This window comes from Variovorax glacialis (assembly GCF_051216375.1).
In the GTDB taxonomy this organism is placed as follows: domain Bacteria; phylum Pseudomonadota; class Gammaproteobacteria; order Burkholderiales; family Burkholderiaceae_C; genus Variovorax.
The window spans coordinates 312,182-325,543 of the sequence record NZ_JBPJZT010000003.1 but is presented as its reverse complement, the minus strand read 5'-3'; the positions used below and the strand labels follow the sequence as shown (position 1 = coordinate 325,543).

At 66.7% G+C, this 13,362-nt stretch carries 12 protein-coding genes; 3 read left to right on the top strand and 9 right to left on the bottom strand.

The genetic code is table 11. The annotated features are described in order from the left end of the window. From ACSFBL_RS10155 to cyoA, 7 genes are read right to left on the bottom strand one after another with little or no spacing between them, the layout of a single operon-like run. Window positions 1–537: a response regulator transcription factor gene (locus tag ACSFBL_RS10155; protein ID WP_435515639.1), complete on the bottom strand. Its 537-nt coding sequence runs from the start codon at window positions 535–537 to the stop codon at window positions 1–3. After that, window positions 527–1,897: an ATP-binding protein gene (locus ACSFBL_RS10150; RefSeq protein WP_435515638.1), complete on the bottom strand. Its 1,371-nt coding sequence runs from the start codon at window positions 1,895–1,897 to the stop codon at window positions 527–529. Before ACSFBL_RS10150 ends, ACSFBL_RS10155 begins: the two co-directional genes overlap by 11 nt. Then, window positions 1,881–2,666: an SURF1 family protein gene (locus ACSFBL_RS10145; protein WP_435515637.1), complete on the bottom strand. Its 786-nt coding sequence runs from the start codon at window positions 2,664–2,666 to the stop codon at window positions 1,881–1,883. Before ACSFBL_RS10145 ends, ACSFBL_RS10150 begins: the two co-directional genes overlap by 17 nt. Then, window positions 2,663–3,070: a cytochrome o ubiquinol oxidase subunit IV gene (gene cyoD / locus ACSFBL_RS10140; RefSeq protein ID WP_435515636.1), complete on the bottom strand. Its 408-nt coding sequence runs from the start codon at window positions 3,068–3,070 to the stop codon at window positions 2,663–2,665. The genes ACSFBL_RS10145 and cyoD overlap by 4 nt, the downstream gene beginning before the upstream one ends. After that, window positions 3,067–3,708, bottom strand: coding sequence for a cytochrome o ubiquinol oxidase subunit III (gene cyoC / locus ACSFBL_RS10135; RefSeq protein ID WP_435515635.1), 642 nt, complete (start codon window positions 3,706–3,708; stop codon window positions 3,067–3,069). Before cyoC ends, cyoD begins: the two co-directional genes overlap by 4 nt. Further along, window positions 3,701–5,704, bottom strand: coding sequence for a cytochrome o ubiquinol oxidase subunit I (gene cyoB, locus ACSFBL_RS10130; protein ID WP_435515634.1), 2,004 nt, complete (start codon window positions 5,702–5,704; stop codon window positions 3,701–3,703). Before cyoB ends, cyoC begins: the two co-directional genes overlap by 8 nt. 2 nt (window positions 5,705–5,706) lie before the next feature. Beyond that, window positions 5,707–6,771 (bottom strand): ubiquinol oxidase subunit II, encoded by a 1,065-nt coding sequence (gene cyoA / locus ACSFBL_RS10125; RefSeq protein WP_435515633.1) that lies wholly within the window; start codon window positions 6,769–6,771, stop codon window positions 5,707–5,709. Between the two features lie 144 nt (window positions 6,772–6,915). On the opposite strand from cyoA, the gene ACSFBL_RS10120 reads away from it, so the two are divergent. After that, entirely contained in the window at window positions 6,916–8,253 is a 1,338-nt protein-coding gene (locus tag ACSFBL_RS10120) for an MFS transporter (protein WP_435515632.1), read from the top strand. A gap of 25 nt (window positions 8,254–8,278) precedes the next feature. On the opposite strand, the gene ACSFBL_RS10115 is transcribed toward ACSFBL_RS10120, so the two are convergent. Beyond that, the gene (locus tag ACSFBL_RS10115; protein ID WP_435515631.1) at window positions 8,279–8,833 is read right to left on the bottom strand and encodes a DedA family protein; all 555 of its coding nucleotides are present in this window, start codon (window positions 8,831–8,833) and stop codon (window positions 8,279–8,281) included. Between the two features lie 70 nt (window positions 8,834–8,903). Between ACSFBL_RS10115 and ACSFBL_RS10110 the strand changes: the two genes are divergently transcribed. After that, window positions 8,904–10,055: an FUSC family protein gene (locus ACSFBL_RS10110; protein ID WP_435515630.1), complete on the top strand. Its 1,152-nt coding sequence runs from the start codon at window positions 8,904–8,906 to the stop codon at window positions 10,053–10,055. Beyond that, complete coding sequence (locus ACSFBL_RS10105) at window positions 10,052–12,862, top strand: ATP-binding protein (RefSeq protein WP_435515629.1); 2,811 nt, start codon at window positions 10,052–10,054, stop codon at window positions 12,860–12,862. The genes ACSFBL_RS10110 and ACSFBL_RS10105 overlap by 4 nt, the downstream gene beginning before the upstream one ends. Here the strand turns inward: ACSFBL_RS10105 and ACSFBL_RS10100 are convergent. After that, complete coding sequence (locus tag ACSFBL_RS10100; RefSeq protein ID WP_435515628.1) at window positions 12,856–13,299, bottom strand: hypothetical protein; 444 nt, start codon at window positions 13,297–13,299, stop codon at window positions 12,856–12,858. The genes ACSFBL_RS10105 and ACSFBL_RS10100 overlap by 7 nt on opposite strands. Window positions 13,300–13,362: the final 63 nt, after the last annotated feature.

Genomic DNA, 13,362 nt, shown 5'->3' with positions numbered 1-13,362 from the left:
CTACTTGACGCGCTGCTTCACGAGCTTGCGCGCGAGCGTGCGCCGGTGCATGCCCAGCCGGCGCGCGGTTTCCGAAATGTTGAAGCCGGTTTCCGCGAGGGTCTCGTGGATGCGCTCCCATTCGAGCGTCTTGATCGACGTGGAGCGGTTGGTCAACTCGACTTCGGCATCGCCTTCCGCCTTGCCGAACGCGGCCTCGATGTCGTCGGTGTTCGATGGCTTGGCCAGGTAGTGGCAGGCGCCGAGCTTGATGGCCTCGACCGCGGTGGCGATGCTCGCGAACCCGGTCAGCACGACGATCAGCATCGCCGGATCGTGCTGGTTGAGCGTCTGCACGCAGGCGAGACCCGATGCATCGCCGTTGAGCTTGAGGTCCACCACCGCATAGCCCGGTGAATGCGCCTTCAGGATGACCGACACCTCGTCCAGGTTGGTGGCGAGCATCACCGTGTAGCCGCGCCGCTCGAACGAGCGCCCGAGCGTGCGCGCGAAAGCCGCGTCGTCCTCGACGATGAGCAGCAGTCGTTCAGCTTCCATGTCCTTCGCTTTCCTGTTCGTCGACTTCGTCCTCTTCGAGCGTGATCGCCGCGAGCGGCAGCGTCAGCGTCACGGCGGCGCCGCCTTCCGGCCGGTTGCGCGCCTCGACCCTGCCGCCCAGCGTGCGCGCCACGTTGACGACCAGGAACAGGCCCAGGCCGGCACCCGGCCGACCCTTCGTCGACTGGTAGGGCTTGCCGAACTGCGCGAGCATTCCGGAGGCGAATCCGGGGCCGCCATCGGTGACGGTCAGCGTCAGGTCGTCGCCGTCGTGTTCCGCCACGAGGGCGACCCACTGGGGCGAGGCCTCCAGGGCATTGTCGAGCACGTTGCAGATCATCTGCTTCAGCGCCGAATCCGAAACCATGGGCAAATCGTGGCCGAAGCGGTTCTCGTAGGTAAAGGAGATCGCCGGGCGCGTGGCGCGCCACTCTTCGACCAGATCATCGAGAAAGGTGCTGACGGTGGTTTCCACCGAGTTCTCGCCGCGTGCCTCGCCGGCCGACAACAGGATGCCGCTCAGGATGCTCTTGCAGCGCTGCACCTGCGCTTCCATTTCGCTGACCTCGGCGAGCAGCTCGGGGTCGGAGGTGAAGTGCGGCAGGTGCTGCCAGTCGCCGAGGATCACCGCCAGCGTCGCGAGCGGCGTGCCGAGTTCGTGGGCGGCGCCTGAGGCCAGCAGGCCCATGCGGACGAGGTGTTCCTCCTCCGCGGCGCGCTGCCGAAGGGCCGCGAGGCGCGCATCGCGGCCGCGCAGGTTGCGGCTGATCCGCGTGATGAAGATCACCAGCAGCGCCGCGATGAGCGCGAAGCAGATCAGCACGCCGAGGATGTAGGGGCTGAGCAGGCCGCGATCATGGTTGAACGGAACCGTGAGCGGCCCGGAGAAAAGGGCCAGGCCGGCGAAGCAGGCCGTGGTGACGCCCACCAGGGTCCATGTCGACCAGGCTTCCAGCAGCACCGCCGCCAGGATGACCTGCAGCAGGTAGAGAAAAACGAACGGATTCGTCGCGCCACCGCTCAGGTAGAGCTGCGCGGTGAGCATGCCCACGTCCACCAGCAGCGCGACGAACAGCTCGGCGTTGGAGACGTCGCGGTGGATGCGCCAGCGAAGCTGGCCCGCGGCATTGAACGCGGCGAGACAGGCCAGCACGGCCAGCATCTGGTCGAGCGGCAGCCGGATCCCGAAGCCGAAATGCACGACGAGGATGGTCGCGATCTGACCGACCACGGCGATCCAGCGCAGCTGGATCAGCTGCTGCATGTTCTTGAGGCCGGTCGCGTCGCCGTGGCCCGCGACGTGGGCGAGATCGGATCGCGGGACCGGGGCGATCGCGGTGACTTCAGTCATGCGCGCCATCTTCGTCCATGCGCCCCTGGTGTTGACGCAGCTCGTCACGCGCCACGTAGGCGGCGGCAGCGGCGACCATCAAGGCGAGCGCGAACCAGGTGAATGCGTAGACCAGATGGTTGTTCGGGAAGCTGATGACCGTCAGGCCGCCCGCCGGCCACGCGCGAGGCGTGTTGGGCCCGGTCGCCTCACGGCGCTGGGGCGGTGCCTCGGCATCCACGAAGAAGGGCGCGACACCTCTGAGCCCACGCGCCGTCGCGATCGCCTGGACATCGCGCGAGTACCAGCGGTCCGCGGCCGGATCGTTCCGGCGCAGGAAACTGCCGCCGGGCTCCGTGACCCGCAGCAGCCCGGTCACTGTCGACTCGCCTTCGCTCTCGGTGGCGCGGCGCGCCGCGCGCTCGCGGGCATCGGGCGGCACGAAGCCGCGGTTGACCAGCAGGACGCCGCCATCGGCCGCGCGCAGCGGCGTCAAGACCCAATAGCCGGCGCCGAGTTCGGTCGTGGCCTGGACGAGGGTTTCACGGTCGTGCAGAAAGGTGCCGGTCACGCGCACGCGGCGGTACGCATCGTCGGCCGCGTTGACCTTCGGCCATTGGTCGGCTGCGGGCGGCGCAACGGCCGGGCCGTGCACGCGCTGGTCGACCCGGGCAATGAGGTCGAGCTTCCATGCCCGACGCTCCACTTGCCAGATGCCCAGCGCGACGAATCCCGAGAAGGCGAGGAGGGCGCAGAGCGCCAGCGCGACGAGGACGGCGCTGGAGCGGGGCTGGGTCAAGGCACCTTGTGGGTGTAGTCGTGCATCATGCCCGGCATCATGTTGTGGTTCATGTGATACATCACCCACAACGAGCCGCTCAGCGTGATCCCGACCACCACCACCGTGAAGATCAGCGCCAGCATCGACCAGCCGTGCTCGGCCTTGGCGTTCATGTGCAGGAAGTAGATCATGTGCACGACGATCTGCACGGCAGCGAAGGCGAGGATGACCAGCGCGGTGGTGCTCGGCTTCTCGAACACGTTGCCCATGACGATCCAGAACGGGATGGCCGTCAGGATGACGGACAGGACGAAGCCCGTCATGTAGCCCTTGAAGGTGGCGTGGGGCGCGCCGTCGTCGTGGTGATCGTCGTGCGCACCGTGGTCGGCGCCGTGGGCAGTGGTTCCGGTGTTTGTGCTCATGGCAGTGTCCCCATCAGGTACACAAAGGTGAAGACGCCGATCCAGACCACGTCCAGGAAGTGCCAGAACATGGAAAGGCACATCAGGCGCCGGCGGTTCTCGGGGATGAATCCGTGGCGCGTCACCTGGGCCATCAGCACGATGAGCCAGATGATGCCGAAGCTCACGTGCAGGCCGTGCGTGCCCACCAGTGCGAAGAACGAAGAGAGGAACGCGCTGCGTTGCGGTCCGGCGCCTTCGTGGATCATGTGCGCGAATTCATAGAGCTCGATGCCGATGAACCCCGCGCCCAGCAGGCCCGTGACGACCAGCCAGATCAGGGTCGCGCGCACCTTGTTGCGCTGCATCTCCAGCATCGCGAAGCCGTAGGTGATCGACGACAGCAGCAGCAGGGACGTATTGAGCGCGACCAGCCGCAGGTCGAACAGGTCGGCACCCGAAGGCCCCGCGGCATAGCTGCGGCCGAGCACGCCGTAGACCGCGAACAGCGCCGCGAACACCAGGCAGTCGCTCATCAGGTAGAGCCAGAACCCGAGCAGCGTGCCGTTCTCGGGGTGGTGCTCGCCGCTCAAGTAGTAGCGGGCGCTCGGGTTGGCGCCGATGGCGCCTTGTGGGGAGAGGGCGGAGACGTCAGACATGGGCAGCCAGAAGGCGAGTGCGGGCGCCTTCGGTGCGGACGACCTCGTCCACCGGAACGTGGTAGTCGCGCTTGTAGTTGAAGGTATGGATGATGACGGCGGCCAGCATCGCGATGAAGCCGGCGCCTGCGATCAGCCACATGTGCCAGATCAGGGCGAAGCCGCACACCGCGGCCAGGCCGGAGATGATGAAACCGGCGCCGGTGTTCTTCGGCATGTGGATCGGGATGAAGCCTTCCTGCGGACGCACGTAGTGGTGCTTCTTCATGTCGGCCCAGGCGTCGTTGTCATGCACGTGCGGCGTGAAGGCGAAGTTGTACGCGGGCGGCGGCGAGGAGGTCGACCATTCGAGCGTGCGGCCATCCCACGGGTCGCCGGTGGTGTCGCGCAACTGGTCGCGGCGGATGTAGCTCACCACGAACTGGATGATGAGCGAGGCAATGCCCAGCGCGATCAGCACGGCGCCGAAGGCTGCGATCTGGAACCAGATCTGCAGCGACGGATCCTCGAAGCGGCTCAGGCGGCGCGTGACGCCCATCAGGCCCAGTACGTAGAGCGGCATGAACGCGAAGTAGAAGCCGACGACCCAGAACCAGAACGAGCACTTGCCCCAGAAGGGATCCAGCTTGTAGCCGAAAGCCTTGGGGAACCAGTAGGTGATGCCGGCCAGCATGCCGAAGAGCACGCCGCCGATGATCACGTTGTGGAAGTGGGCGATCAGGAACAGGCTGTTGTGCAGCACGAAGTCGGCCGGCGGAACCGCCAGGAGCACGCCCGTCATGCCGCCGATCACGAAGGTGACCATGAAGGCGATGGTCCACATCATGGGCAGCTCGAAGCGGATGCGGCCCTTGTACATCGTGAAGAGCCAGTTGAAGATCTTCGCGCCCGTCGGGATCGAGATGATCATCGTCGTGATCCCGAAGAACGAGTTCACGCTGGCACCCGAGCCCATCGTGAAGAAGTGGTGCAGCCACACGAGGTACGACAGGATGGTGATCACCAGCGTGGCGTAGACCATCGACGCATAGCCGAAGAGGCGCTTGCCGCAGAAGGTCGCCACCACTTCGGAGAAGATGCCGAAGGCCGGCAGGATCAGGATGTACACCTCCGGGTGGCCCCAGATCCAGATCAGGTTGACGTACATCATGGCGTTGCCGCCAAGGTCGTTGGTGAAGAAGTTCGTGCCGACGTAGCGGTCCAGCGAGAGCAGGGCGAGCACGGCGGTCAGCACCGGGAATGCAGCGACGATCAGGATGTTGGTGGCCAGCGCGGTCCAGGTGAACACCGGCATCTTCATCAGCGTCATGCCCGGGGCGCGCATCTTCACGATGGTCGCGATGAGGTTGACGCCTGAGAGCAAGGTGCCCACCCCCGCGATCTGCAGGGACCAGATGTAGTAGTCGACCCCGACGTCAGGACTGAACTGGAGTCCGGACAGCGGCGGATAAGCCAGCCATCCGGTGCGGGCGAATTCGCCGACGAACAGCGACGCCATCACGAGCCCGGCGCCGAAGGTGGTCATCCAGAAGCTGAAGTTGTTCAGGAAGGGGAAGGCCACGTCGCGGGCGCCGATCTGCAGCGGCACGACGTAGTTCATCATCCCGGTGACCAGCGGCATCGCCACGAAGAAGATCATGATCACGCCGTGCGCCGTGAAGATCTGATCGTAGTGGTGCGGTGGCAGGAAGCCCGCCTCGTTGCCGAAGGCGACGGCCTGCTGCGCGCGCATCATGATGGCGTCGGAAAAGCCGCGCAGCAGCATCACCAGACCGAGGATGATGTACATGACGCCGATCTTCTTGTGGTCGATGCTGGTGATCCAGTCGCGCCACAGCGTGCCCCATACCCGGAAGTAGGTGATCGCGGCAAGGAGCGCCACGCCGCCGAGGGCCACGGCGATGAAGGTCACAAGGAGAATCGGCTCGTGGAATGGGATCGCGTCCCAGGTGAGGCGGCCGAAGATGAGCCTCGTCAGGTCAGGATGGTCAGGCATCTTTACTCTTGGATGCGAAGGTTGCTACGCGGAACGGACATGCCGGCGGGATCATCGACCGTGCACATTGCCGTGACATAGGTTCGGATCGGAGAATTCTTCTGGTCAGCCTGCCAGGGTTTCGAGGCGATGTTGTACGCGCCCACCGGGCCGCTCAGGCCGCCGCTGGCGTCGATGGCCATCATCTGCTTCATGCACATCTTGTTCCGGTCGACGCAGCGGTTGAGGATGGCGTCATACAGGTCCGGCGCGACCGCGGCGAAGCGTTGCACGGGATGGCGTTCACTGGGGCGCTCGAGTTCGGTATAGCCCTCGCGTGTCAGCTCGCCGCCGCCCGCCTTGGTCTTCTGAACCCACTGGTCGAAGTCGGCGTTGCTCAGGCCGTGAAACTTGAAGCGCATGTCCGAGAAGCCTGCGCCGCTGTAGTTGGCGGAAAAGCCTTCGAACTCGCCCGGCTGGTTGATGACGGCGTTGAGCTTGGTCTCCATCGCGGGCATGGCGTAGATCTGGCCAGCCAGCGCCGGGATGAAGAAGGAGTTCATCACCGACGAGGCAGTGATCTTGAAGGTGATCGGGCGATCCACCGGCGCGGCCAGTTCGTTCACCGTGGCGATGCCTTGCTCCGGATAGATGAACAGCCACTTCCAGTCCAACGCGACGACCTCGACCGTGAGCGGCGTCGTGCCTTCGGGCACCGGGCGCTGCACATCGATGCGACGCAGGGGCCGGTAGGGGTCGAGCGTGTGGGTGCTGATCCAGGTGATGGCGCCGAGGGCGATGATGATCAGCAGGGGCGCCGCCCAGATGGCGAGTTCCAGCTCGGTGGAGTGGTCCCATTCCGGCGAGTAGGTGGCCTCCTTGTTGGACTGCCGGTACTTCCACGAGAAGAAGGCGATCAGTCCCAGCACGGGCACGATGATCAGCAGCATCAGGACGGTGGAGATGACGATCAGGCTGCCCTGCTGGCGGGCGACGTCGCCTGACGCGTTCAGCACCACCGTGTTGCAGCCCGCCAACATGGCGAGCGGGAGCAGGAGCAGTCCGCGAAGGTTCTTGAGGGGAGGCATGCCGGAGGATGAGCGTAGGGGGCGCAAAAGAGACCACAATCTACTTGGTTTGGGCCGTGGCGGATATTGGACGTTTTGTCCTATGGCGGCAATCCGCAATCAATGAGACGCTTGGATTGTCATGACACACGAATCGCAGTAGAAATGATGATGTCCGGCATCAGCCCCTCCAGTACCGAGTCTCCGTTGCACGAAACCCTCCACGAGGGCTCCGACTCGGATCACGCGCACGTCACGCCCTCGGAGATCGCCGTCGGCGTGGTCATCGGCCGCGCTTCCGAATACTTCGACTTCTTCGTCTACGGGATTGCGTCGGTCCTGGTGTTCCCGGCGGTGTTCTTCCCCTTCGAGAACCGCCTCGAAGGCACGCTCTTCGCCTTTACCATCTTCTCGTTCGCCTTCATCGCGCGGCCCTTCGGCACGGTGATCTCCATGGCCGTTCAGCGGCGATTCGGACGAGAGGCCAAGCTGACGATCGCGCTGTTCCTGCTGGGCATCTCGACCGCGGGGATGGCCTTCCTGCCGGGCTACGCGAGCATGGGCTTCACGTCGATCGTGCTGCTGTCCATCCTGCGCGTGGGGCAGGGGCTGGCACTGGGCGGTTCGTGGGACGGCCTGCCCTCGCTGTTGGCGCTCAACGCACCGCCCAATCGTCGCGGTTGGTACGCGATGCTGGGGCAATTGGGTGCACCGGTCGGCTTCTTCCTGGCCAGCGCGCTCTTTGCGTACCTCTATTCCAGCCTGACCACCGAGGATTTCCTCGACTGGGGATGGCGTTACACCTTTTACGTTGCGTTTGCCATTAACGTGGTCGCGCTCTTCGCCCGGCTGCGCCTCGTGTCGACCAACGAGTACGACCGGCTGCTCGAGGCGCGCGAACTGCAACCGACCAATGTGGTCGAGCTGACGCGTTCGCAGGGCTACAACATCGTCATCGGCGCGTTCGCGGCGCTGGCGAGCTATGCGTTGTTCCACCTCATCACGGTGTTCCCGCTGTCCTGGATCACCTTGTATTCGAACCAGTCCATCACCGAATTCCTGGTGATCCAGATGGTCGGCGCCGTGCTCGCGGCGATCGGCATCGTCGCGTCGGGCCTCATTGCCGACCGTGTCGGCCGGCGCCAGACGCTGGGCAGCCTGGCTGCGCTGATCGCGGTCTTCAGCGGGTTCGCCCCCACGCTGCTGGACGGCGGCCGGCTCGGGCAGGACGTGTTCATCCTGCTGGGCTTCGTGTTGCTGGGCCTGTCGTACGGCCAGGCGGCCGGTGCCGTCACGGCGAACTTCGAGGCGAAGTACCGCTACACCGGCGCCGCCCTGACCTCCGACCTGGCATGGCTGCTGGGCGCGGCTTTCGCGCCGCTGGTGGCGCTCGGCCTGTCGGCCAATTTCGGCCTGGGCTACGTGAGCGTCTACCTGCTGTCCGGCGCGGTCTGCACGCTCGTTGCGCTGCGGATCAATCGCGCGCTCGAAGTCCGCGACTGAACGGGAGCGGTGGCTGTTGCGCGGCTCATCGCCGGGCGCGCCACTGCGCGAACACCGCGACGGCCAGGGTGATGACGAGCCCTGCGACGATCAACTCGTGCTCGTGAGGACGCAGGCGCCCGACGAACGCATGGACCCAACCTGTGAGCTTCAGCCCGAACAGGCTCACCAGCGTCGCCCACACGACGGCCGACACCGCGTCCAGCGCGGCATAGACCGTCGCTGACATCCGGCCCATGCCCAGCGTGGCCGGCAGCGCAATGCGCAATCCCCAGGCAAAGCGCATCAGGAAGATCGTCGCCACCGGGTGACGCGACACGAATCCGTTGACCCGCGCGATATGGGCCCGGAGTTTCGGGCGACTCTCCAGCAGGTCCATGCCCTTCCGTCGCCCCAGGTGGAAGTAGAACTGGTCCGTCAGGAAGGCCGCCGCCGCACCGCAGGCAATCAGCGGCACCAGCGAGAGATAGCCCTGATGAACGGCGAAGGCACCGAGCATCAGGATGGTTTCGCCTTCGAACAGGCCCGCGATGAAGACGGCGGCGTAGCCATATTGCTGGAGCAGTTCGGAAAGATGCATGCGCGCCATCATGCCGGGATGCGCAGGCAACTGTCAGGATGGCGCAGGACTCGTTCGTCAAAATGACTGCATGGGCCATCTCGCCGTGATCCGTGACATGGGCGTCGGCATGCTCGACGAAGCGAGGGCGTTTTCGTTTCGCAGTCCGCGTGTGCTGCTGGCGCTGCGGCCGGTGCTGTCGGTGGCCATGGCCGTGACGGCCGCGCATGCGCTGGGGCTGCAAGACACGTGGTGGGCCGCGATCAGCGCCTTCGTCGTCATGCAGGAGGACTTCGGCGCGTCCCTGTATCGGGGCGTGCTGCGCATCGTCGGCACCCTGGCCGGGGCGGGTATCGGGTTCGTCCTGGGGCCGGCGCTGGCCGGGCATCCCGTCGCCTTCGTGCTGCTGATGGCCGTCGCCGCTTGGGGGGGACTGTTCGCGGCGCTTGTGTTCAAGCACAGCTATGCGTGGGTGCTGGCCCTGGTGACCTTCGTGATGGTGATGTGCGAGGCGCTGAACCTGCGCGCCGACCTGGCCGGTTTCGCGCTGGAGCGCGTCGCCAACATCGGGCTCGGAACCGTGGCCTGCGTTGCGGTCGCGGGCCTGACCGAACGGCGATTCATCGCGGCGTTGTCCTGGCGACGGCGGCCGTCCCCGCAGGCCGGATCGGCGGCCTCGCCGGGCCCCGCACCACCGGCGCAATCCGCACCGCCTGACCGGCGTACCGCCGCGCTGCATGCACTGCATGGCGCGTGCGCGGTCGCCTTGCTCGCGGTCTTCGTGCTCCTGCAGGAACTGAGCGCGTTTCCCCAGGCGCTGGTGACGGCGATAGCCGTCCTCGTCGTTCCTGTCGGCGCGAACGTCGACGAGGCGCAGGAGTCGGTGACGAATCGCATGGTGCAGCGCTTCGCGGGCTGCCTGCTCGCGGGCGCCATCGCCATCGCCTTGCTTCCGTTGATCGAGCAAAGGCCCTTGTGGTGCCAGCTCGTACTGGGCATCGGGGTGTGGCTGGGCGCGTACCTGCAGGCTGGCGCCGCCAGCGTCCGGTATATGGCCGTGCAGTTCAGCGTCGCCTTCCTGATGGTGTTCGTCCAGGACGGGGGATGGACCGTGCACGACGGGCCCGCCCTGCTGCGCCTGGGCGGCGTATTCGCAGGTATCGTCTCGCTCTCTCTGGTCCTTTTCGCTTCTAGCCTGATCAGGAAGGCCGCGGCCCGCAGCCCAGCGCGACACATTCCATGACTGAAGTCCTCCAGTCCGCCAGCGGCACCGGGAGCGCCCTGCATTTCGGCCCCTTCCGGCTCGTGCGCGCCCAGAAGCTGCTGCTCGAAGGGGACAAGCCGCTGCGCCTTGGCAGCCGCGCCTTCGACATCCTGACGGTGCTGGCCGAGCGGGCGGGCGACGTCGTGAGCAAGGACGAGTTGATCGCCCATGCCTGGCCGGACACGGTCGTGGAAGAGAACAGCCTGCGCGTGCACATTGCCGCCCTGCGCCGGGCGCTCGGCGACGGACAGGAAGGCCTGCGCTACATCACCAACGTGCCGGGCCGGGGCTATTGCTTCGTCGCGCCGGTCTTCCGGCCTTCCGAGCGCACTGCGGCGGCGAGCGAGTCCCGGACCTCGGCAGACCGGCCGATGCACAACCTGCCCGTGCGCCTCACCCGGATGATCGGCCGCTCGCAGTTCGTCGAATCGCTGGCGGAGGCCTTGCCGCGCCATCGATTCGTCAGCGTGGTGGGGCCCGGCGGCATGGGCAAGACGACGCTGGCGCTCGCGGTCGCGGAGGACACGCTGGCGAACTATCCGCACGGCGCCCGCTTCGTCGATCTGGCGCTGCTCGCGGACCCGCAACTGGTGCCGAGCGCCCTGGCCGCGGCGCTCGACGTGTCGGTCGCCATCGACGATCCAGTCTCGGGCCTGGTCACGCATCTTCAGGACAAGCGGCTGCTGATCGTGCTCGACAACTGCGAGCATGTGATCGAGGCCGCCGCCGCGCTCGCGGTGCGCGTGCTCAAGGCGGCGCCCGGCATCCACCTGCTCGCGACAAGCCGCGAGCCGCTGCGGGCGGAGGGCGAACGGGTGGTCCGGCTCGCCTCCTTGGCGGCGCCACCCGAATCGGCCCAGCTCACTGCCGCCGCCGCCCTGGCTTTCCCTGCCGTCCAGCTCTTCGTCGAACGCGCCGTGGCGACGCTGGACAGCTTCGAACTCACCGACGCCGACGCACCGCTGGCCGGCGAGCTGTGCCGGCGGCTCGACGGTCTCCCGCTGGCGATCGAACTCGCGGCGGCCCGCGTCGGCTTCTTCGGCATCCGCGAACTCGTGGCGCGGCTGGACGATCGCTTCCGCTTGCTCACCAGCGGTCGGCGCACCGTTCTAGCGCGGCACCAGACGCTGCGTGCCCTGCTCGACTGGAGCTATGAACTGCTGTCCGACAGCGAGCGGGTGACGCTTCGCCGCCTGTCGGTCTTCAAGGGCGGCTTCACGCTCGAATCCGCCGGTGCGGTCGCGGTCGACGGTTACGCCGGTGCGGTCGATGTGCTGGGCGATCTGACCGCGCTGGCGGCGAAGTCGCTCGTCACGGTGGATGTGAACGACGAGGTCACCCGCTACCGGCTGCTCGATACCACGCGCACCTATGCACTGGAGAAGCTGGTCCGCAGCGACGAGGGGACGAAGATCTGCCGCAGGCATGCGGAGCACCTCTGCGAGCTGCTCGTTGCCACCGACGTCGATTCGCCGGCGACCGTGCGCGCGCAATGGCTCGCGACCTATGGCCGACTGATCGACGAGGTGCGCGCCGCATTGGACTGGGCCTTTTCACTCGCCGGCGATCCGGCGCTCGGCGTGCGATTGACGGAGGCTTCCACCTCGTTGGCGTACCAACTGTCCTTGCTCGACGAATACCGTGTCCGCGTCGAGCGTGCGCTCGGCGACATCGCGTCCCTCGATACGCCACAGCCGCTGGTTGAACTGCGCCTGAATGTCGCTCTCGGTGCCTTCGCGGACCAGACGCGCGGCGAGCACGAAGTGGCGGCGCGCGCGTTCCGGCGCGCCTTCGAATTGGCGGAGCAGACCGGCCAGACGCAGCACAAGATCGAATCGCTGTTCGGCCTGTGGCTCGGCGCCTTCACTGCCGCGGACTATGCCGAGTCCCTTCGCGTCGCCGACATGATGGCCGCCGCGGCAAAGGCCGACGCCGACGCCGTGGCCATGCTGGTCACCGACAGGATGATGGCGCAGACGCAGCACTCCCTCGGCCATCACGCGACGGCGCGCGACTATGTCGGGCGCGTGCTCGAACGCCCGCTGGGGCAACTCCAGTTCGTGAAGAGCAAGCTGCCATCGGTGGATCGCCGCGTGTCGATGCGGATCATCCTGGCGCGCATCCTGTGGATTGAAGGCCATCCGGAACAGGCCGCGGCCATGGCCTGCGAGGCGCTGGAGTTCGCGCTGTCCGACGTGGCTTTCGGCGTCTGCCATGCGCTGGCGTGGGCGGCTTGCCCGGTGGCGCTGTGGTCGGGCGATCTCGTCGTTGCCGGGCGCATGGCCCAGGCCTTGCGCGAGCAATCCACCAAGTACGCGCTCGAGTACTGGCAATCGTGGGCGCACAACTACGAACGGGTGATTGCGCATCGGACGCCCTTCGTCGCGGCTTCCGATCACAAGCAGTCGGACATGCTCGGCACGATCGTCGCGACGCACGTGGGCGCCAGGAGTGTCGAGCGCGTCGAGAGCGGCAAGGTCGGCTGGTGCGCGCCGGAGATTCTTCGGGCCCATGGCGAAAACCTCAAGGCCCGCGGCGTCGCGGCGGGCGAGGTGGAGGCGCTCTTCGAGCGGTCGATCGAGATGGCGCGCCGCCAGGGCGCCTTGTCATGGGAGCTGCGCACCGCGACCAGCCTTGCCCGCCTGTGGCAGGAACGGGGGCGTGTGGCCGCTGCGCGCGAGTTGCTGGGATCGGTGAGAGCGCGCTTCACCGAGGGCTTCGGCACCACGGACCTGCAGGCGGCCGATGCCTTGCTGGCCCAGTGGGCGCCACCGCCGTCTCAGTAGCTCTGCTCGCCCTTGGCCTTGATCTCGCCGGACTTGTTGGCCTGCGCGGCGGTCGACCGGCGCGACTTGCGGGCCGAGGCGCGTTCGGCGCTTGACACCTTCGGCTCGGCCTGCGGGATGGGGTCACCTTCACCCATTTGCGGGCCCCGGGCCGCTTCCGCACCGACCGTCCTGCGCTCGGCGCGGGCAGCGGAACGTTGCTTGGCCGTGGTCTTTGGCGCGGGGGCGGGGATCGGCTGGCCTTCGCCCAACTGCGGTCCGCGCGCGGCTTCCGAGCCTTGGACCCTTCGCTCGGCGCGGGCAGCGGCCTTGTCGTCGGTGCCCATCACTTGCGCATGCGCGCTCAGGGCGAGCAACTGGCCGACGGCCAGTGCGGCTGTCAAAACAAGGACCTTCTTCATCTGGAACTCCGGGAAAACATCGAACAAGCGTCGCATGATCCTCCTTCGCGTGGTGGAGGCCAAGCGCCCGAGGTGAGAGTGGGGACTATCCCTCGCGGC